This is a genomic window from Cutibacterium equinum, from assembly GCF_028021195.1.
Classification (GTDB): domain Bacteria; phylum Actinomycetota; class Actinomycetes; order Propionibacteriales; family Propionibacteriaceae; genus Cutibacterium; species Cutibacterium equinum.
This window is the reverse complement of the sequence record NZ_CP115668.1, coordinates 1,963,935-1,981,375: the sequence shown is the minus strand read 5'-3', so window position 1 is coordinate 1,981,375 and position 17,441 is coordinate 1,963,935. Positions and strand designations below refer to the sequence as shown.

The following is a 17,441-nucleotide window of genomic DNA, read 5'->3' as shown; positions in this document are numbered from 1 at the left end:
ACCTGCTCGTGGCGGGTTGTTCAGCGGCGACGCTGCCGGACGACCCGCCACTGTCGCGCCAGGGCCTCGCGCCACGTCGGCACCGTCACGCCCTGGTCGATCATGATCCGGTAGAGACGGCGCTGGTTGACCTGCAAGCCAGTCAGACCGATGGCGAAGAAGACGAGCTGGGTTGCCATGGCCCAACGGAAGCCGCCGAGGGTGTAGTGGCCGCCGGGGCACAACACGTCGAGCAGTAGGCCAATGATCTCGATTTCCAGCAGACCGCAGAGGAAACCGCCCGTGATGGCCACACCAGTTGCGGTCGCCAGACGGTTGCCGGGCTGGAAGGTTCGCGCCACGTCGAACCCGACACCTCCACCGGGCAGGGAAACGCCCAGACAGATGACCAGGACGTAGAGCAGCCACAGCGGTGCATGCCCCGGCCACACCAGGACGACCAACCAGGCCAGCGCGGACATACCGATCATGCCCTCGATGAGAGTGCCGCGTCGGATCGGGTGGCGGCTGGTGAGAATGCCTGCCAGAGGACCGGAGACGGCGTTCGCGACGACGTACACCGTCATGAGGGTCGAGGCGGTCGCCGTTGATCGACCTTCAGCATGGGTGAGGTAGGGCATTCCCCACATCAGCGAGAAGACGATACCGGCGAAATTGGATGACATGTGCGCCCAGAAGGCCAACCTCGTCGAGGGATGCCTGACGACTTCGGCCACCTGACGGGGGAGTTGCTTGAAGTTGGCGTCGGTACGCTCCGGCTCGACTCCGGGTGGGAAGTCACGGATGAGAAGAACAGCCAGCACGGTGGCCGCTACCGCCACTGCCGCCGCGACCAGATAGGTCAGACGCCAGCCCTGGCTGTTCACCATCCTCACCAGGCCGACAGCCGAGACGACCTGTCCGAACTGGCCCAACAGACCGGTGAGCTGCGTCATCAACGGGATCTGACGAGACGGAAACCAGGCAGGCACCAGACGCACGGCAGAGCCGAAGATGAAGGCGTCTCCACATCCCACCAAGATGCGGGCCATCATGGCCCCACCGACGCTCCCGGCCAGAGCCATGGAGACCTGCCCAAGGGCCATCAGGGCTGATCCGGCAGTGATGACAACTCGTGACCCCCATCGATCGACGGCCACCCCAGCCGGGACTTGCAGGACGGCGTAGACCGCGAGCTGCAGCACCATGAAGGTGGCGACGACGGATGCGGGGGCGTTGAAATGGTCGGCTGCCGTCAGCCCCATGACGCCCAAGGAGGTGCGTTGCATGACAGCACATCCGTATGCGATGACTGCGGTGATCCACACCACCCACGTCATGGCACTGCGGCGACGAGGGCTTGATGGGGTGGTACTCACTCGGCTCATGGTAAGACTCTTCTCGCCCAAGATTGGGGTTGAGTCCATTGAGATACGTGGCCGGGGCGGCGCTGACGCCACACAGCGGCTAGATTTGTCCTGTGGCAGACACAGTTGAGAACGCCGTCCGCACCCCTGACGTCGAACAGCCCTGGGCCGAATTGGGGCTGTCCGTCGACGAGTACCAGCGCATCCGGGAGATCCTGGGACGCCGCCCCACCGGTGGCGAACTCGCCATGTACTCGGTGATGTGGTCGGAGCATTGCTCGTACAAGTCGTCGAAGAAGTACCTGCGACGCTTTGGCGACCTGCCCCAGCGCACGCCGCTCGGCCCGCTGCTGGCAGGTATTGGTGACAACGCCGGCGTCGTCGACATCGGCCATGGGTTGGCCGTCACCTTCAAGGCCGAGTCCCACAACCACCCGTCCTACGTCGAGCCCCACCAGGGTGCGGCTACCGGAGTCGGTGGCATCGTCCGCGACATCATGGCCATGGGTGCTCGCCCGGTCGGCGTCATGAATGCGCTGGCCTTCGGGCCTCTCGACCGCCCCGACACCGCCCGCGTCCTGCCCGGTGTCGTCTCGGGCATCGCCGACTACGGAAACTGCCTCGGCCTGCCGACGATCGGCGGCCAGACCCTCTTCGATCCCACCTACTACGGCAACCCGCTGGTCAATGCGCTGTGCGTCGGCGTGCTGCGTCACGAGGACCTGCAGTTCGCCAAGGCCTCCGGTGTGGGCAATCTCGTCATCCTCTTCGGCGCCGCTACCGGTGGTGACGGCATCGGTGGAGCCTCGATCCTGGCCTCCGAGTCCTTCGCCGCTGAAGGGGAGTCCAAGCGGCCCAGCGTCCAGGTGGGCGACCCCTTCATGGAGAAGTTGCTCATCGAGTGCACCCTTGATCTGTTCAATGCTGGCGTCGTCGAGGCCCTGCAGGACTTCGGTGCAGCCGGTATCTCGTGCGCCACCTCGGAGCTGGCCAGTGCCGGTGACGGCGGCATGCACGTCGAACTTGACCGCGTTCCGCTGCGCGACCCGAGCCTGGCTCCCGAGGAAATCCTCATGAGCGAGTCCCAGGAGCGGATGGCCGCCGTGGTGCGTCCCGACCGCCTCGACGCGTTCATGGAGATCTGCGAGCGCTGGGGAGTGGCCGCCACCGTCATCGGCGAGGTCACCGACACCGGGCGTCTCCACATTGACTGGCATGGTGAGCGGATCGTCGACGTGGATCCGCGCACGGTCGCCCACGATGGCCCGGTGCTTGACATGCCCTCCGCCCGTCCGTGGTGGATCGACGAGATCAATCGGGATGACGCCAACGACCTTCCGCGTGACAACTCGGGAGAGGGCCTGGCTGGTGCCCTGTTGGCCCTGGTTGGTTCTCCCCACCTGTGTGATCGTTCCTGGATCACCGACCAGTACGACCGCTTCGTGCGCGGCAACACGGTGTTGGCCCAGCCCCATGACGCCGGCATGATCCGTGTCGACGAGGACACCAACCTCGGCATCGCGCTGTCCCTGGACGCCAATGGTCGTCAGACCACCCTCAACCCGTACCTGGGCGCTCAGCTTGCCCTGTGCGAGGCCTACCGCAACGTCGCCGTCAGCGGCGCGACCCCGGTGGCCGTCACGGACTGCCTCAACTACGGCTCCCCGTACGACCCCGACGTCATGTGGCAGTTTGACGAGACGGTCCTTGGCCTGGTTGACGGCTGCCGCGAGCTCGGTGTGCCGGTCACCGGTGGCAATGTCTCCCTGCACAACCGCACCGGTGAGGAGTCCATCCGGCCCACCCCGCTGGTTGGTGTCCTCGGTGTCATTGACGACGTTCGCACCCGCATCCCCTCGGCCTTCGCCCATGGTGGCGACGCCGTCGTGCTGCTCGGTACCACCAAGTGCGAGTTCGGCGGGTCGGTTTACGACGATGTCATCCACGCCGGCCACCTCGGCGGTATGCCCCCGATGCCCGACATGGAAGCCGAGAAGGCCCTCGCTGCGGTGATGGTGGCGGCTGCCGAGCGCGGTCTGCTGTCCAGTGCCCACGACCTGTCCGACGGTGGTCTGGCCCAGGCCCTCGTGGAGAGCTCCCTGCTGAGCGGACTCGGTGTGTCGGTCACACTGCCCGAGGGGGAGCCGTCGGTGATGCTCTTCTCGGAGTCCCCGGCCCGCGCCGTCGTCTCGTTGTCCGGCAGCGAGTACGGCGAGTTCAAGGAGTTGTGCCAGGAGCACGGCGTGCCGGTCGCTCGCATCGGTGAGGTCATCGACCACAACGAGTTCGAGGTCAACGGGCTGTTCACCCTGTCCCTCGACGAGATCGAGCGCACCTGGCGCAAGCCGATCCCGACTGCCATGGGGGAGTGACCCCGGACCGTGGCCGTCCTGCCGTCACGATTCGACGGTGGGACGGGCCGGGAGCCGTAGACTTTGAACATGGATCTTTCTCATGTTCTCAACGATCTGTCCGCCAAGGTTGACGCTGGTTTCGACGATGCCGTCGCCCAGTTGACTCGTCACGTCGCGGTGCAGTCGATCAGTTCACAGCAGCCTGACGACGTGAGGTCCGGAGCCGATTTCGTCGCACAGGCCGCCAAGGAGGCTGGCGCCGCCGACGTCACCGTCATCACCGAGAATGACGGCCTGCCTGCCGTCATCGCCCACTGGCCTGCCCCCGAGGGCAAGCCCACCGTCCTGCTGTACTCCCACGGTGATGTTCAGCCCACCGGCAATCTTGACGAGTGGCACACCGACCCCTTCGTCGCCACCACCAAGGGTGAGCGTCTCTTCGGCCGTGGCACTGCTGACGACAAGGGTGGCGTTGCTGCCCATCTGGCTGCCATCCGGGCCTTCGACGGCAAGCCCCCGGTCGGCGTCACCCTCTTCGTCGAAGGTGAGGAGGAGGTCGGCTCCCCGTCCATGGAGGCGATCATCGCCAACCACAAGGAGGAGTTGGCTGCTGACGTCATCGTCATCGCCGACTCGGTGAACTGGACCCAGGGTGTGCCGTCCCTGACGACCACCTTGCGCGGCGTCGTCGACTGCGTTGTGGAGGTCTCCACCCTCGACCACGCGCTGCACTCCGGACAGTTCGGTGGCATCGTCCCGGATGCCCTGACCACCCTGTGCCGCCTCATCGCCACCCTGCACGACGAGACCGGCGAGGTCACCGTCGAGGGGCTCAAGGGGTTCGCGGGCCCCGAGTTGGAGTACCCGGAGGATCGCTTGCGTGAGGAGACCGGTGTCCTCGACGGGGTGCAGTGGGTTGGCCAGGGGCGTGCCGTCGAGAAGATGTGGACCAAGCCGTCGGTCACCGTCGTCGCCATCGACGCCACCCCGGTCAAGGACGCCATCAACATCCTGCCGGCCAGTGCCCGGGCCAAGATCAGTCTGCGCGTCGCCCCTGGTCAGGACGCCGGGGAGGCGATGGAGGCCCTCGCCAAACACCTGGAGTCCCACGCCGACTTCGGGGCTCACGTCACGGTGACCCGCGGCCAGCTCGGTCAGCCGGGAATCGTCCCCTTCACCGGTGACAAGGCCGAGGTCGCCAACGAGGCCTTCAAGCTGGCCTGGGGTCACGAGCCTGTCGAGATGGGCACTGGCGGTGCCATCCCGCTGGTGACCGACCTGCAGAACGCCTTCCCGCAGGCCACCGTCCTGGTGACGGCCGTCACCGACCCGGATTCGCGCATGCATGGTATTGACGAGTCCTTGCACCTGGGTGACTTCCGCAAGGCCATCGTCACCGAGGCTCTCATGCTCGCCGGCCTGGCTCAGTGACCTGCACGGTTTCACTCGATGGCGTTCCCGCGTAGAATGGCCCTGCCATCGGCTGTGCCGGTAGGCAGGGCCCGGGACGTCCGGCGGGAGTATCCCCGGTCGCAGTGACGATCACCGGGGCCCGCGTCAGAAGGGTGGGTAGACGCGGACAGCCCGTGATCGCGTCATCGAGAGGTCTGCCCATGTTCTCTGGCTCTGTGAGCTACCGAACTTTGTTCGCCTTGCCCGGCGGCACCTTCGTCACCGTCTCCGCCCTGGCCCGCCTGCCCTTGGCCATGAGCCAACTGGGCACCCTGTTACTTGTCTCCAGCCCACTCGTGTCAGGACGTCTGGGTCCCGGTGGTCTAGCTGCAGGGATCGTCGCCCTGGCCATTGCCGTTGGCTCGCCCATTTTTGGTGCCCTGACTGACCGTCACGGTCAGCGCACGGTGCTGTTGGTGCAGTCCCTCGTCGCTGGTTTCGCCCTGATCGGTGAGGGATGGGCCGGCGCAATGGGAGCCGCATGGCCGATCGTGGCCGCCATTGGCGGGGTGGCGGGATTCTTCCTGCCCCAGATCGGCACCATGGCGAGGGTCCGCTGGCGCGCCATGGCAGCCGAGAACCCCACGATCCAGGCGGGGGTGCTGGAGACCTCGTTTGCCTGGGAGGGATCCATTGACGAGGCATCCTTTGCCATCGGGCCTGCCCTGGTCGGTCTCCTTGCGGTGCTTGCTGGTCCCGTCCCTGCTCTGGTCGTCGCTGGTGTCATGTTGCTGGTGTTGGGCAGCTGGTTCGCCCTGGACCCGACCTCACAGCTGGTCGAAGGGCATGGCGGTGGGAAGGGTAGCGCGGGGGAGTCGACTTCGCAGGATCGTCGTGCCCCCGGTCCACTGCTCACCGCTGGTGTGCTGGCCACCTGCGTCGGCATGATCTTCATCGGCATGGTTTTCGGGTCCGTCCAGACCGGTACGACCAGTCTTGCCACGCAGGCGGGACAACCCGGAATGGCGGGTCTCCTTCATGCTCTGCTGTCGGTCGGTAGTGCGGCCGCCGGTCTGGCCCTGCCGAGGATGGCCCGACGCCTCGACCTGGTGGCACGGTGGAAACTCTTCGCCCTGGGCCTGGCGCTGTTCGCTGCCCCGCTGCTGGCCGTCGATCACCTCGGGCCGCTGGTCCCGGTCCTCATCATCCTGGGCATGGCTGCAGCCCCGTACATGATCACCCTCTACAGCGTTGCAGAACGCACGGCTTCTGCTGGACGGATTGGCACCGTCATGACCCTCTTGGCGTCCATGACCAGCCTTGGTTATGCCCTCGGGACAACGCTGGCGGGACGTCTTGCTGACTGGGGAGGTGCCACCCCGGCCTACGCGGTGACCTTCGGCGTCGGTGTCGCTGCGAGCCTGTTGGCCGTCTCGGTGGCCCGCAAGGTGACCCCGGTCAGGGGCTGAGCGCAGTCTGCCAGCCTCCTGAAACCTGTTGGGCAGCCACCTTGGGCCCCGATGCGGTACCGTGGCCTGGTGCCACGCTCAGACGGAAGGCTTACCGCAGACCTCGATCCCCAGGACCACGGACCCCAGGACGCATGTGGCGTCATCGGGATCTATGCCCCCGGTGAGGAGGTGTCCAAACTCACCTATTTCGGCATGTATGCCCTGCAACACCGAGGCCAGGAATCCGCTGGCATGGCGGTGTCGGACGGGGACCGAATGATGGTCTTCAAGGACATGGGACTGGTCTCCCAGGTCTTTGACGAGGCCACCCTCAACTCCTTGCAGGGACACATGGCCGTCGGGCACACCCGCTACTCGACGACGGGTGCCAGCGTCTGGGACAACGCCCAGCCGACCTTCCGCTCTCGTCAGAGTGGTGGCGGGCTGGCCCTGGCCCACAACGGCAACCTCACCAACACCGACGCCCTCGAGGCCCTGATAGCCCAGCGCGCGCCGAACACGAAAGTCCCTCACAAGGACCGGATGGACTCCAGCAACGACACCTCGCTGGTCACTGCCCTCATGACGACCTACGACGGCACCCTCGAAGAGGTCGCCGCCCAGGTGCTGCCCCACCTCAAGGGGGCCTTCAGTCTCGTCTTCATGGACGACCACACCTTGTGCGCCGCCCGCGACCCGCAGGGCATCAGGCCGCTGGTGTTGGGGCGCCTCTCCAGCGGGTGGGTGGTCGCCTCGGAGACCGCCGCCATCGACATCGTCGGTGCCACCTTCGTCCGCGAGATCGAGCCCGGCGAGATGATCGCCATCGACGCTGCCGGCCTCCGTACCAGTCGCTTCGGTCAGGCCCGCCCCAAGGGCTGCATCTTCGAGTACGTCTACCTGGCCCGTCCCGACACCGTCATTGCCGGACGACGTATCCACAACGTCCGCGTCAAGATCGGCAAGATCCTGGCCCAGGAACACCCCGTCGACGCCGATCTCGTCATCCCGGTGCCCGAATCCGGCACCCCGGCTGCCATCGGTTACGCCGACGAGTCCGGTATCCCTTACGGCATGGGTCTGGTCAAGAACTCCTACGTCGGCCGGACCTTCATCCAGCCCTCCCAGACCTTGCGCAACCTGGGCATCCGTCTCAAGCTCAACCCGCTGCGCGACGTCATCGAGGGACGCCGCGTCGTCGTCGTCGATGACTCCATCGTGCGCGGCAACACGCAGCGTCAGCTGGTGAGAATGTTGCGGGAGGCCGGGGCTGCCGAGGTGCATGTGCGTATCTCCTCCCCGCCGGTGGAATGGCCCTGCTTCTACGGCATCGACTTCGCCACCCGCGCCGAGCTCATCGCCCCCGGCCTGGAGGTCGAGGACATCTGCCGATCCATCGGTGCTGATTCGTTGGGCTACGTCAGCTTGGAGGGTCTCATCCGAGCCACCCATGTTGACGCCGACAACCTGTGCCGGGCCTGCTTCGACGGCGTCTATCCGGTGCAGGTGCCCGAGTCCGCCCGAGACGTCGTCGCCGATGCCACCCATACCGATCCCGATGAGGAGAAGCAGTGAGCAACGAGTCCGCCTACGCCCGTGCCGGGGTCGACATCGAGGCCGGAGACCGTGCCGTCGACCTCATGAAGGCCCACGTGGCCGCCACCCGCCGACCTGAGGTTCTCGGCGGCCTGGGTGGCTTCGCGGGTTTCTTCGACGCCTCCGCACTGGGGAAGTACCGTCACCCGGTGCTGGCCACCTCCACTGACGGTGTCGGCACCAAGGTCGCCATCGCCCAGGCCATGGACGTCCACGACACCATCGGGTTCGACCTGGTCGGCATGCTCGTCGACGATCTCGTCGTGGTGGGGGCGGAACCCTGGTTCGTCACCGACTACATTGCCTGCGGGCACGTCGACCCTGACCGGATCGCGTCCATCGTCAAGGGCATTGCTGCCGCCTGCGTCAAGGCCGGTTGCTCCCTGCTTGGTGGCGAGACGGCCGAGCATCCCGGCTTGCTGGCTCCCGACGAGTACGACGTCGCAGGAGCCACCACGGGGGCCGTCGAGTACGACGCAATCCTTGGCCCGCAGCGAGTCCAGGAGGGTGACGCCCTGCTCGCCGTTGCCTCCTCGGGACTGCACTCCAACGGGTACTCCCTGGTCCGCAAGGTCCTGTTGGCCGACGCCGGCTGGGGCCTTGACCGTCACGTCGACGAGTTGGGGCGCACCCTCGGTGAGGAATTGCTGGAGCCCACCACCGTCTACGCGGCTGATCTGCTGGCCCTCATCGGTCAGGTCGAGGTCCACGCCATGAGTCACGTCACCGGTGGCGGTCTGGCCAACAACCTCGCCCGCGTCCTTCCTGACGATCTCGTCGCCACCGTCGACCGGTCCACCTGGACCCCGGCCCCGATCTTCACCCTCGTCGAGCAGGTGGGTGAGGTCTCGCAGCCTGACATCGAGGCGACCCTCAACATGGGTGTCGGAATGGTCGTCGTCATGCCAGAGGCGAACATCTCTGAGGCTATTGCGCTGCTTGCAGAGCGCGGTCTTTCCGCATGGCAATGCGGTCATGTCTCCCGTCGTGGCGGACCCGACGACCCTGGGGCGGTGCTGGTTTCGAGCCATCCTCGCAGCTAAATCGTCGACCCGAATGTGACACGTGCGATGGCCCACTTTGGTACCAGGGTCCTCGCTCGGGTAGCCTGTGCCCCACGACAGTTGATGATTTTGGGCGGCAAAGCCGCTATTGAGAAGCGAGGGGGTCGACCCACATGGGGCGCGGCCGTGCAAAGGCGAAACAGACCAAGGTTGCCCGCGATCTGAAGTATCGCTCGGTGGACATGGATCTCGAGTCACTGGAGCGAGAGCTAAGAGGCGACAATCGGCAGCAGGAGGATCCTCATGACGAGGACGGCCTGTCTGACGAGTACGCCGATCTTGCCGAGAAGTACGCCCACTACGGCGAGGACGACTGAGCCAGTCGTGCGGCCATGAGGTGGCTCAACGACCCCCTGATCGACGGGTTCGAATATGCCCGGATCGGGCTGCCACATGCAGCCAAGGCCGTCGGAGACCCCGACGGACTCCTGACTGCCAGCGTGGTGCGTCGTCACCAGCCACGTCATGGTCGCGCAATGCTCTACGTCCACGGCTGGTCAGACTGCTTCTACCAAGCCCACCTTGCCGAGGCGGTGGAGAGCTGGGGATATGACTTCCTGGGGCTCGACCTGCGTCGGTACGGACGAAATCTTGTCGCAGGCCAGATGGCGGGCTGGGTGCGTGACCTCGCCGAGTACGACGAGGAGATCGACGCGGCGGTGTCCTTGCTGGGCGCTGACCACGACTCGGTGACGATCATGGGTCACTCCACGGGAGGGCTTACCGTCCCGTTGTGGGCCTCACGTCACCCAGGACGTGTCGACGGGATCATTCTCAACTCCCCGTGGATCGATCTGCAGGGCTCCTTCCTCACCCGGGCCGTGGCTGGTCCACTGGCTCGCACGGTTCGCATCGGTGAACCCACCACCGTGCTGCCCCTTGCGTCGCGGGACAACTTTGGCCGCAGTATCCGTCGCGAGTTCGGTGGGGAATGGGACATTCCCGAGATGAAGAATCCGGCATGGGCACCATTCGTGACTCGTGCCGGCTGGCTGGCTGCCATCCTCGACGGTCACCAGAAGGTGGCTCAAGGCCTTCACATCGACGTCCCGGTGTTGGTACTCATCTCGGATCGCAGCGATCTGTCCACGACGTGGAAGCCGTCCATGTCGTCGGCTGACACCGTTCTCGACGTCGACAGGTTGGCACGTGCCTCGGTCAATCTGGGACGTCACCTCACCCTGGTCCGTGTCCGCGGTGGACTGCACGACCTGGTGCTGTCGGCGCCCTCGGTGCGAGCCAGTGTTTTCGCTGAGATGAAGCGTTGGGTCGGCGCATATCTGGCCTGACGGCACACATCCCGACTTTCTTGGGCGCCGTTAACATTTTTGTGTCACACTTTTCCTGCTGGGCACCGTCGCCCAGCAGGTGCAGATCAACACCGCGGCACCGAGGCCGGGGGATGGGGTCTGACCGAACCACATGGAGGTTTGGAATGTACGCGAAGAAGATCGCAGCCCTTGCGATGGCATCAATGCTGGTCCTGGCAGGCTGCAGCTCGACGACTGAGGAGAGCGAGAGCAACGAGTCGACGACGTCCTCGTCGACCCCCAAGGCTGGCGGTGCCGGTGGCGAGGTCGGAGTGTTCACCTGGTGGGCCGACGGCTCCGAGGCCAAGGGCTTGCAGGCCCTGGAGAAGATGTTCGCCGAGAAATACCCGAACGACACGTTCAAGAACCTGGCCGTCGCTGGTGGATCTGGCTCGAACGCCAAGGCCAAGCTGGCCTCTGATCTCAAGAACGGCAACCCTCCTGGCTCCTTCCAGGGTCACGCCGGCGCTGAGTTGACCGACTACATCGACAACGAGCAGATCGACGCCGTTGACGAGATCATCAAGCAGCTCGGCGGGGAGTCGGTCTTCCCGAAGTCCCTCACTGAGCGTCTGACCGTGGACGGCCACATCTACTCGGTGCCGGTCGACATCCACCGCGCCAACGTCGTGTGGGCCAACTCGGCCCTGCTCAAGAAGGCTGGCGTCACCGAGACCCCGACCGACGTCAAGGGTTGGATCGCCGATATGGAGAAGGTCAAGGCCTCCGGTGTTGCCACCCCGCTGTCCATCGGTGGCACGTGGACCCAGACCGAACTTTTCGAGTCCATCTTGGCTGCCGATCTGGGTGCTGACGGTTACAACAAGCTGTTCACCCCGGAAGGGGCGTGGGACAGCCCTGAGGTCAAGTCGGCCATCGAGGATTACAAGAAGGTCCTCACCTTCACCAACACCGCATCTGACGGTGACGACTGGCCGGCGGCGACCGACATGGTTGCTTCGGGCCAGGCTGCCTACAACGTCATGGGCGACTGGGCCGTCGCCGAGTTCGAGATGAAGGGCAAGAAGTACGGCACCGACTACACCGCCTTCGCCGTCCCCGGCAAGGAGATCGTCTACGACTTCCTGGCCGACTCCTTCACCCTGCCGACCGGAACCAAGAACCCCGAGGCCACCAAGGACTGGTTGCGCTTCGTCGGTTCCGCCGAGGCTCAGGAGTCCTTCAACCAGATCAAGGGGTCCATCCCGGCACGTACCGACGTCAAGCCGGACGGATTCAGCAAGTACCAGCAGGACGCCATGAAGGACTTCAAGGAGCTGCCGATCGTCTCCTCGGTTGCCCACGGTGCTGCCGTCTCCCTGGCCTGGAGCTCGGAGGTCAACACCGCGATGAGCAAGTTCTACCAGGACAAGAACACCGACAACCTGGCCTCCGCGCTGGCGGCCGCCCACGACAAGTACGGCAAGTGATCCGTCCGATGTCGGCGTGACCGGTGTGGGGTCCGCGCTCGCGGGCCCCACACCGCCCCGGACGCACTGCTCCTGACGCCTCATCGCCACTGAGACTGCGCCAGGGGCTCGTGCCCACCGTCAGGGCACTGTGTCGTGCTCTTCACCCCCAGAATCGGGAGATTTCATGATGAAAAGAGTGAAGCGCTGGCTTCCGAGCTTCCTCCTCGTACTACCGTCCATCATTCTCGTCGGTATCTTCGTCTACGGCTTCATCGGCAAAACTGTTTTCACGTCGCTGGCTCGTGTCAAGACCAAGTCGGGACGCATCAAGGCACCCGGTGGCTGGGCGAACTACTCCCAGTTGTTGGCCGACGACCGCTACCAGCACGCCATGTGGAACCTCTTGGTCCTGACGGTGGTTTTCGTCGCCGGGACGATGATCTTTGGCCTGTTGTGGGCACTCCTGCTGGAGCGCGGGGTCAATGGCGAAGGGTTCTTCCGTTCGGTGTTCCTGTTCCCGATGGCTGTCTCCTTCGTGGCTGCCGGTGTCATCTGGCGGTGGTTGCTGTCCCCGGCCAAGGATGGTCAGGCCACTGGTCTCAACCAGCTCTTCGTCCATCTGGGGATGCCGGGGTTGCAGTCGTCGTGGTATTCGTCCGGAAAGTTCAACATGGCGGCGATGGCGATCCCTGCGATCTGGCAGTTGTCGGGCTACATCATGGCCCTCTTCCTGGCCGGATTCCGGGGGATTTCGGAGGATCAGCGTGAGGCTGCTCGCGTCGACGGCGCCTCGGAGTTCAAGTTGTACTGGAACGTGCTCTTCCCGCAGCTCTCGCCGATCGCACTGAGCGCCCTCATCATCGTCGGCCACATGTCGATGAAGATGTTCGACCTCATTTACGCCATTGCCGGTCAGAGCTCCTACACCGCTGAGGTGCCGGCCACCTTGATGTGGACCCAGATGTTCCAGCTCAACAATCCGACGGCCGCAGCCGTCAACGCGACGATCTTGTTGGTCATCGTGGCTGTCGTCGTGGTCCCGTATCTCGTCTACACCAACCGCACCGAGAAGGGAGGACGCTGATGTCCAGCTCCGTCGTTCCCGTCGAGGGCTCTCTCTCCGCGCCGTTGTCCGGCGAGGACCTTGCCAACCTGCCCAAGCGCCGTCGCCGTCGTACCCCGGCGCAGAAGACCTGGAGCGCAGTCCGCTACGTGCTGCTGGTGTTCTTCGCAGTGCTCGTGCTGACTCCCGCTTACGCCCTGCTCGTGACGAGCTTCAAAACGCCGTCTGGCTACGATCAGTCGACGGCATGGAAATTGCCGCGGGTGTGGTCCGTGGGAGGCTGGCAGGCCGCCTGGGATGCCCTGGCCCCTGCCATGGGACGCTCGCTCGTCATGGCAGTGCTGGCAGCGATCCTCTCGGCCATCCTGGGGTCTCTCAACGGCTACGTCTTCGCTAAGTGGAAGTTCCCCGGATCGCACGTCATCTTCGTGCTGTTCCTGTTCGGAATGTTCATTCCCTACCAGGCCATCATGATTCCGCTGTCGGGCATGATGCTCGACATTCAGCAGGGAGCCCCGTGGTTTGCCGGCATTCCTACCCTGATCTTGTGCCACGTGGTCTACGGCATCCCTATCTGCACGCTGATCTTCCGCAACTACTACGCCACTGCTGTGCCCTCGGAGATCATCGAGGCGGCCCGCGTGGACGGTGCTGCCACGATCTCGACCTACGCCAAGATTGTGCTGCCGGTGTCCATTCCTGGCTTCGTGGTGACCCTTATCTGGCAGTTCACCAGCGCGTGGAATGACTTCCTGTTCGCGCTGTTCTTGACCAACCAGAACAACGGCCCGGTCACCTTCGGCCTCAACGCCTTGGCGTCAGGGCAGAATCCGAACTATCCGCAGATCATGGCGGGTGTGCTCGTTGCCTGCCTGCCGACCCTGCTGGTTTACATCGCTTTGGGTAAGTACTTCGTGTCTGGTCTCATGAGTGGTTCGGTGAAGTGATTCGCTGACGAATCTCCCAGAGGTGCAACGAGGGGCAGGCGAGTTGTCGCCTGCCCCTCGTTGAGTGTTTTCAGAGGAATCCGGGGGGGGGTCAGCTCATCGACCCCACCTCTCAGGGACCTGGCTTAGTCCATTTCGGGATAACGCTACCGATCATGGTTGCAGAGACGCCGTCTCCAGTCGTGAAGGACCCGACGGCGCCACACCAGTAGGGGACTTTAGCGTCATCGACAACGGGAGCGTCTTTCCCGACGAGAGTGAAGGTACTTCCGGGCCACGACGAGGGCTCCGAGGTTGTGGTCATGAGCGCAGTGGTATTCGTGTTCGAACCTTTGAAGGTGAGGCGGTAGACATTCCACAGGCCGTCGTAGGCACCGTTAGCCAGGTTGGTGACCGGTTTGTTGGGGCCGAAGAATGAGTATCGGGTCACCCTGGATTTCACCAGGGCCGGCCCATCCCACTGTGATGTGGACGCGTTGACGAGTTGGAAGCTCGAAACCAGGTTGGAGGGTACCGCCACGTAGTAGTACAGGGGGCCCGTGAGGGTTGCGGTGGTGGATTTACCGGAACCTGCCTTGTACAGCACGTTGAAGCCGCGGGGCATGATGTAGCCGTCGCCTGCCGGTGCGCTGACGTTACTGGTAAAAGTGACGGCCGTGGGTTTGTGCTGAGCCGAGTCCCAGCTGTACTCCATCGAACCGCTGGAACCCAGATAGTACTCAGGGGTCGAGGGGTTGCTAGCTGCGAATGCGGGGAGGGCGTTTGCTGCCAGGACAGCGGGAGCGGCCCAAGCGCTCGAAGCCAGGACGGTACGCCTGCTCGTTGCGCGGCGGTTCTCGGATGTGGACAATTAACACCCCTTTACTCAAAGGACCTGGCGGGCCTACTGATGGTGAAATGCGGGCCGGTGGCTCACAGTAACGCAGAAACTGTTTTCTGCGAGTGGCCGGGACCGGGGTCGAACCGGTGACCTTTCACTTTTCAGGCGAACGCTACTACCAACTGAGCTACCCGGCCATCGTGTTCACGAAAGGGTTCATGAACACGAAAGCGGTGATGAATCCATCACCGCTTCGGCGACCCCGATGGGACTTGAACCCACGACCTCCGCCGTGACAGGGCGGCGCGCTAACCAACTGCGCTACGGGGCCTTGACTCGTTCGAGCCCGGACCGTTGCCTCAGGCAACTCGAGAAATATAGCAAGAGTTCGAGACAGAAGGGAAATCGACTGCGAACGCGGGCTGGAACATCGCTGTGACTAGGTGTTTTGCGGGCCCCCTGGGGGTTGATCTGGAAGGGTGGCGTGTTCACCGAGAGTGAACTCGCTGGAGATTTCGGGCGGTGCTGGTGCGCGGTGGACCCCACGCGGCTGACGGCGACATCTCCGTCGAGGGTTCTCGGGTCTCGCGATGACCAATGCGATGGCAGGCCAGGACAAGGAGGGCGGGGGCGACAATGAGGCCCGCATGGCATGGAAAAGACCCCGTATCGAAGGTGACACGGGGTCTTGGGGGGTATCCCGGACGGGATTCGAACCCGCGTTGCCGCCTTGAAAGGGCGGTGTCCTAGGCCTCTGGACGACCGGGACTCGACGAAGGCACATCCTTGACGGCCGTCTGTCGATCTGGGCCATCATATCTGGGGCACGTCACAGACGAGAAATCGTCGGCGCGAAATGCCGACCGACGGGGTTCTGGCACCCAAGAAATGACACACGCCGGCAACCCCGTTTCAGGGTTGCCGGCGTTGTGGTGGTTCAGTTGAGGATGTCCGAATTAATGCGAAGTGGGTACAACGAGGAACGGATGGAGGTGAGGCGCACTCCAGCACGAGGGTTCGCAGCTTCCACTATCTGCCCGTTGCCGACGTAGATGGCGATGTGACCGCCACCGGGTTTGGCGAAGAGGTCTCCCGGCTGCATTTCGTCCATGGAAATGCGATGACCACGCTCGATCTGTGACCCTGAGTAGTGGGGCAGGTTGATTCCAGCCTTCTCGTACGCCCTCATCACCAAGCCGGAGCAATCGAAGCCGTTGGGGCCCTCGCCTCCCCAAATGTAGACCTTACCCACCTGTGCCTTGGCGAAGTTGACAATGGCGGCCCGGGCACTACTGGGCGAAACTGAAGGGTTGGGTGCGGGTTTGGGCGCCGGCTTGGGGGCTGGTTTGGCTGAGGCGGTGGTGGTGAGGTACTTGCTGGAGGCCCACAGGGTGCGTCCGTTGTGGGTCACCTGGGTCCACACTCCAGACTTGTGTCCGGTGGTGGTGAGGGCTGTGCCGCGTGGCACGGAGGTGATGACCGAGGCGCTCATGGAGGAGCCGTTGCGTAGGTTGAGGTTGGCCGTGGTGTACATCGTCGTGGATGTTGACGGCTTGGCTGCGGGTTTGGGAGCCGGCTTGGGGGCTGGTTTGGCTGCGGCGGTGGTGGTGAGGTACTTGCTGGAGGCCCACAGGGTGCGTCCGTTGTGGGTCACCTGGGTCCACACTCCAGACTTGTGTCCGGTGGTGGTGAGGGCTGTGCCGCGTGGCACGGAGGTGATGACCGAGGCGCTCATGGAGGAGCCGTTGCGTAGGTTGAGGTTGGCCGTGGTGTACATCGTCGTGGATGTTGACGGCTTGGCTGCGGGCTTGGGGGCCGGCTTGTTGGCGGTGGTGCTCAGGTAGCGCGAAGCCACCCAGCGATGGGTGCCGTTGTAGACGACCTCGCTGAATCCCTGGGACGTCCGGCCGGTGATGCCGACCTTCTGGCCCGGGCTCAGCAGGCCCACCTTGGAGGAGTGGACGGAATGTCCGGCTCGAACGTTGACGTAGGTCGTGGCCTGAGCGATGCCGATCGACGACGTCGATGCAGAGGGAGTGGAGGAGGACTGATGCCATGCCACCGAGGTCAGGTAGTGGTGGTCGACGTAGGCAGTGTGGCCGCGGTAGGCGACGGGCACCCATCCATTGACCGGGGTGCCGATCTGGTTGAGCTGCTGGCCCCTCTCGAGGACACCCAGGATCGTGGAACCCGCGCGTGCCTGCGACCTGATGTTGACAGCGGTGCGAGCAGACACTCGAGCAACCACTGAACTGTGGGCGGCTTCTGCTTGGGCAATGAACATCTGACTGGCGCCGACGGCGAGACCAGCGGTGGCCAGGGTTGCGACCCCGGCCCGAAGCGGGCGCACTACACCCATGGGACTGACTCCTTTCGGCGTGTGGACCCGCCTTCATTCGAGGAGCTCCTGGCTCTTCCCCGGATCCGTCCACCGACCCAACCAGGAACACCTCTCGTGACAACGCCATTCAAGGCGGCAAAAGTGAATTCGTCCACTTGTTGGGAAGGGGTTTTCGGCTGACGTCAACGCGACACACCGAGAAAGGGCTGAGAATCTCAAAGTTGTCATTTGGGCGTCACTGGCGTTGAGGAGGGTCCCTAAATGCGCTTTGACTAGGGGTTATTCCGCTGGTACTGGTCCGGGCGTCGAAGAGCCTCGTCGTCGGGGATGAGGACTCTCAAGTTT

General features: G+C 64.2%; 13 protein-coding genes and 3 tRNA genes. 10 read left to right on the top strand and 6 right to left on the bottom strand.

Features of this window, described 5'->3' with window-relative positions:
• Nucleotides 1-20: 20 nt before the first annotated feature.
• Nucleotides 21-1,319, bottom strand: coding sequence for an MFS transporter (locus O6R08_RS09045; protein ID WP_271419340.1), 1,299 nt, complete (start codon nucleotides 1,317-1,319; stop codon nucleotides 21-23).
• Nucleotides 1,320-1,459: 140 nt separating this feature from the next.
• On the opposite strand from O6R08_RS09045, the gene purL reads away from it, so the two are divergent.
• The 10 genes from purL to O6R08_RS08995 all read left to right on the top strand — a co-directional run bounded on the left by purL (nucleotide 1,460) and on the right by O6R08_RS08995 (nucleotide 13,935).
• Nucleotides 1,460-3,718 (top strand): phosphoribosylformylglycinamidine synthase subunit PurL, encoded by a 2,259-nt coding sequence (purL, locus tag O6R08_RS09040; protein WP_271417823.1) that lies wholly within the window; start codon nucleotides 1,460-1,462, stop codon nucleotides 3,716-3,718.
• A 69-nt stretch (nucleotides 3,719-3,787) separates the two neighbouring features.
• The gene (locus O6R08_RS09035) at nucleotides 3,788-5,131 is read left to right on the top strand and encodes a dipeptidase (protein ID WP_271417822.1); all 1,344 of its coding nucleotides are present in this window, start codon (nucleotides 3,788-3,790) and stop codon (nucleotides 5,129-5,131) included.
• Nucleotides 5,132-5,313: 182 nt separating this feature from the next.
• Entirely contained in the window at nucleotides 5,314-6,561 is a 1,248-nt protein-coding gene (locus tag O6R08_RS09030; protein ID WP_271417821.1) for an MFS transporter, read from the top strand.
• Nucleotides 6,562-6,630: 69 nt separating this feature from the next.
• Nucleotides 6,631-8,118, top strand: a complete 1,488-nt coding sequence (gene purF / locus O6R08_RS09025; protein ID WP_271417820.1) for an amidophosphoribosyltransferase — start codon at nucleotides 6,631-6,633, stop codon at nucleotides 8,116-8,118.
• Complete coding sequence (gene purM, locus O6R08_RS09020; protein WP_271417819.1) at nucleotides 8,115-9,182, top strand: phosphoribosylformylglycinamidine cyclo-ligase; 1,068 nt, start codon at nucleotides 8,115-8,117, stop codon at nucleotides 9,180-9,182. Before purF ends, purM begins: the two co-directional genes overlap by 4 nt.
• Nucleotides 9,183-9,316: 134 nt before the next feature.
• Nucleotides 9,317-9,520 (top strand): DUF3073 domain-containing protein, encoded by a 204-nt coding sequence (locus O6R08_RS09015; RefSeq protein WP_271417818.1) that lies wholly within the window; start codon nucleotides 9,317-9,319, stop codon nucleotides 9,518-9,520.
• 15 nt (nucleotides 9,521-9,535) lie between these two features.
• On the top strand, nucleotides 9,536-10,492 hold the full coding sequence (locus O6R08_RS09010; protein WP_271417817.1) for an alpha/beta hydrolase: 957 nt from the start codon (nucleotides 9,536-9,538) through the stop codon (nucleotides 10,490-10,492).
• Nucleotides 10,493-10,638: 146 nt separating this feature from the next.
• Complete coding sequence (locus tag O6R08_RS09005) at nucleotides 10,639-11,943, top strand: ABC transporter substrate-binding protein (protein ID WP_271417816.1); 1,305 nt, start codon at nucleotides 10,639-10,641, stop codon at nucleotides 11,941-11,943.
• 169 nt (nucleotides 11,944-12,112) lie between these two features.
• Nucleotides 12,113-13,009: a carbohydrate ABC transporter permease gene (locus O6R08_RS09000; protein WP_271419339.1), complete on the top strand. Its 897-nt coding sequence runs from the start codon at nucleotides 12,113-12,115 to the stop codon at nucleotides 13,007-13,009.
• A complete protein-coding gene (locus O6R08_RS08995; RefSeq protein WP_271417815.1) occupies nucleotides 13,009-13,935 on the top strand; it encodes a carbohydrate ABC transporter permease in 927 nt (308 codons plus the stop codon). Before O6R08_RS09000 ends, O6R08_RS08995 begins: the two co-directional genes overlap by 1 nt.
• Before the next feature lie 112 nt (nucleotides 13,936-14,047).
• Here O6R08_RS08995 and O6R08_RS08990 read toward each other — a convergent pair whose 3' ends face one another.
• The 5 genes from O6R08_RS08990 to O6R08_RS08970 all read right to left on the bottom strand — a co-directional run bounded on the left by O6R08_RS08990 (nucleotide 14,048) and on the right by O6R08_RS08970 (nucleotide 17,114).
• A complete protein-coding gene (locus O6R08_RS08990) occupies nucleotides 14,048-14,629 on the bottom strand; it encodes a hypothetical protein (RefSeq protein ID WP_271417814.1) in 582 nt (193 codons plus the stop codon).
• A gap of 249 nt (nucleotides 14,630-14,878) precedes the next feature.
• Nucleotides 14,879-14,952: transfer RNA gene (locus O6R08_RS08985), tRNA-Phe, on the bottom strand.
• Nucleotides 14,953-15,012: 60 nt separating this feature from the next.
• Nucleotides 15,013-15,086: transfer RNA gene (locus tag O6R08_RS08980), tRNA-Asp, on the bottom strand.
• Between the two features lie 365 nt (nucleotides 15,087-15,451).
• A tRNA-Glu gene (locus tag O6R08_RS08975) sits at nucleotides 15,452-15,524 on the bottom strand.
• A gap of 168 nt (nucleotides 15,525-15,692) precedes the next feature.
• Complete coding sequence (locus tag O6R08_RS08970; RefSeq protein ID WP_333907888.1) at nucleotides 15,693-17,114, bottom strand: C40 family peptidase; 1,422 nt, start codon at nucleotides 17,112-17,114, stop codon at nucleotides 15,693-15,695.
• Between the last annotated feature and the right edge of the window lie 327 nt (nucleotides 17,115-17,441).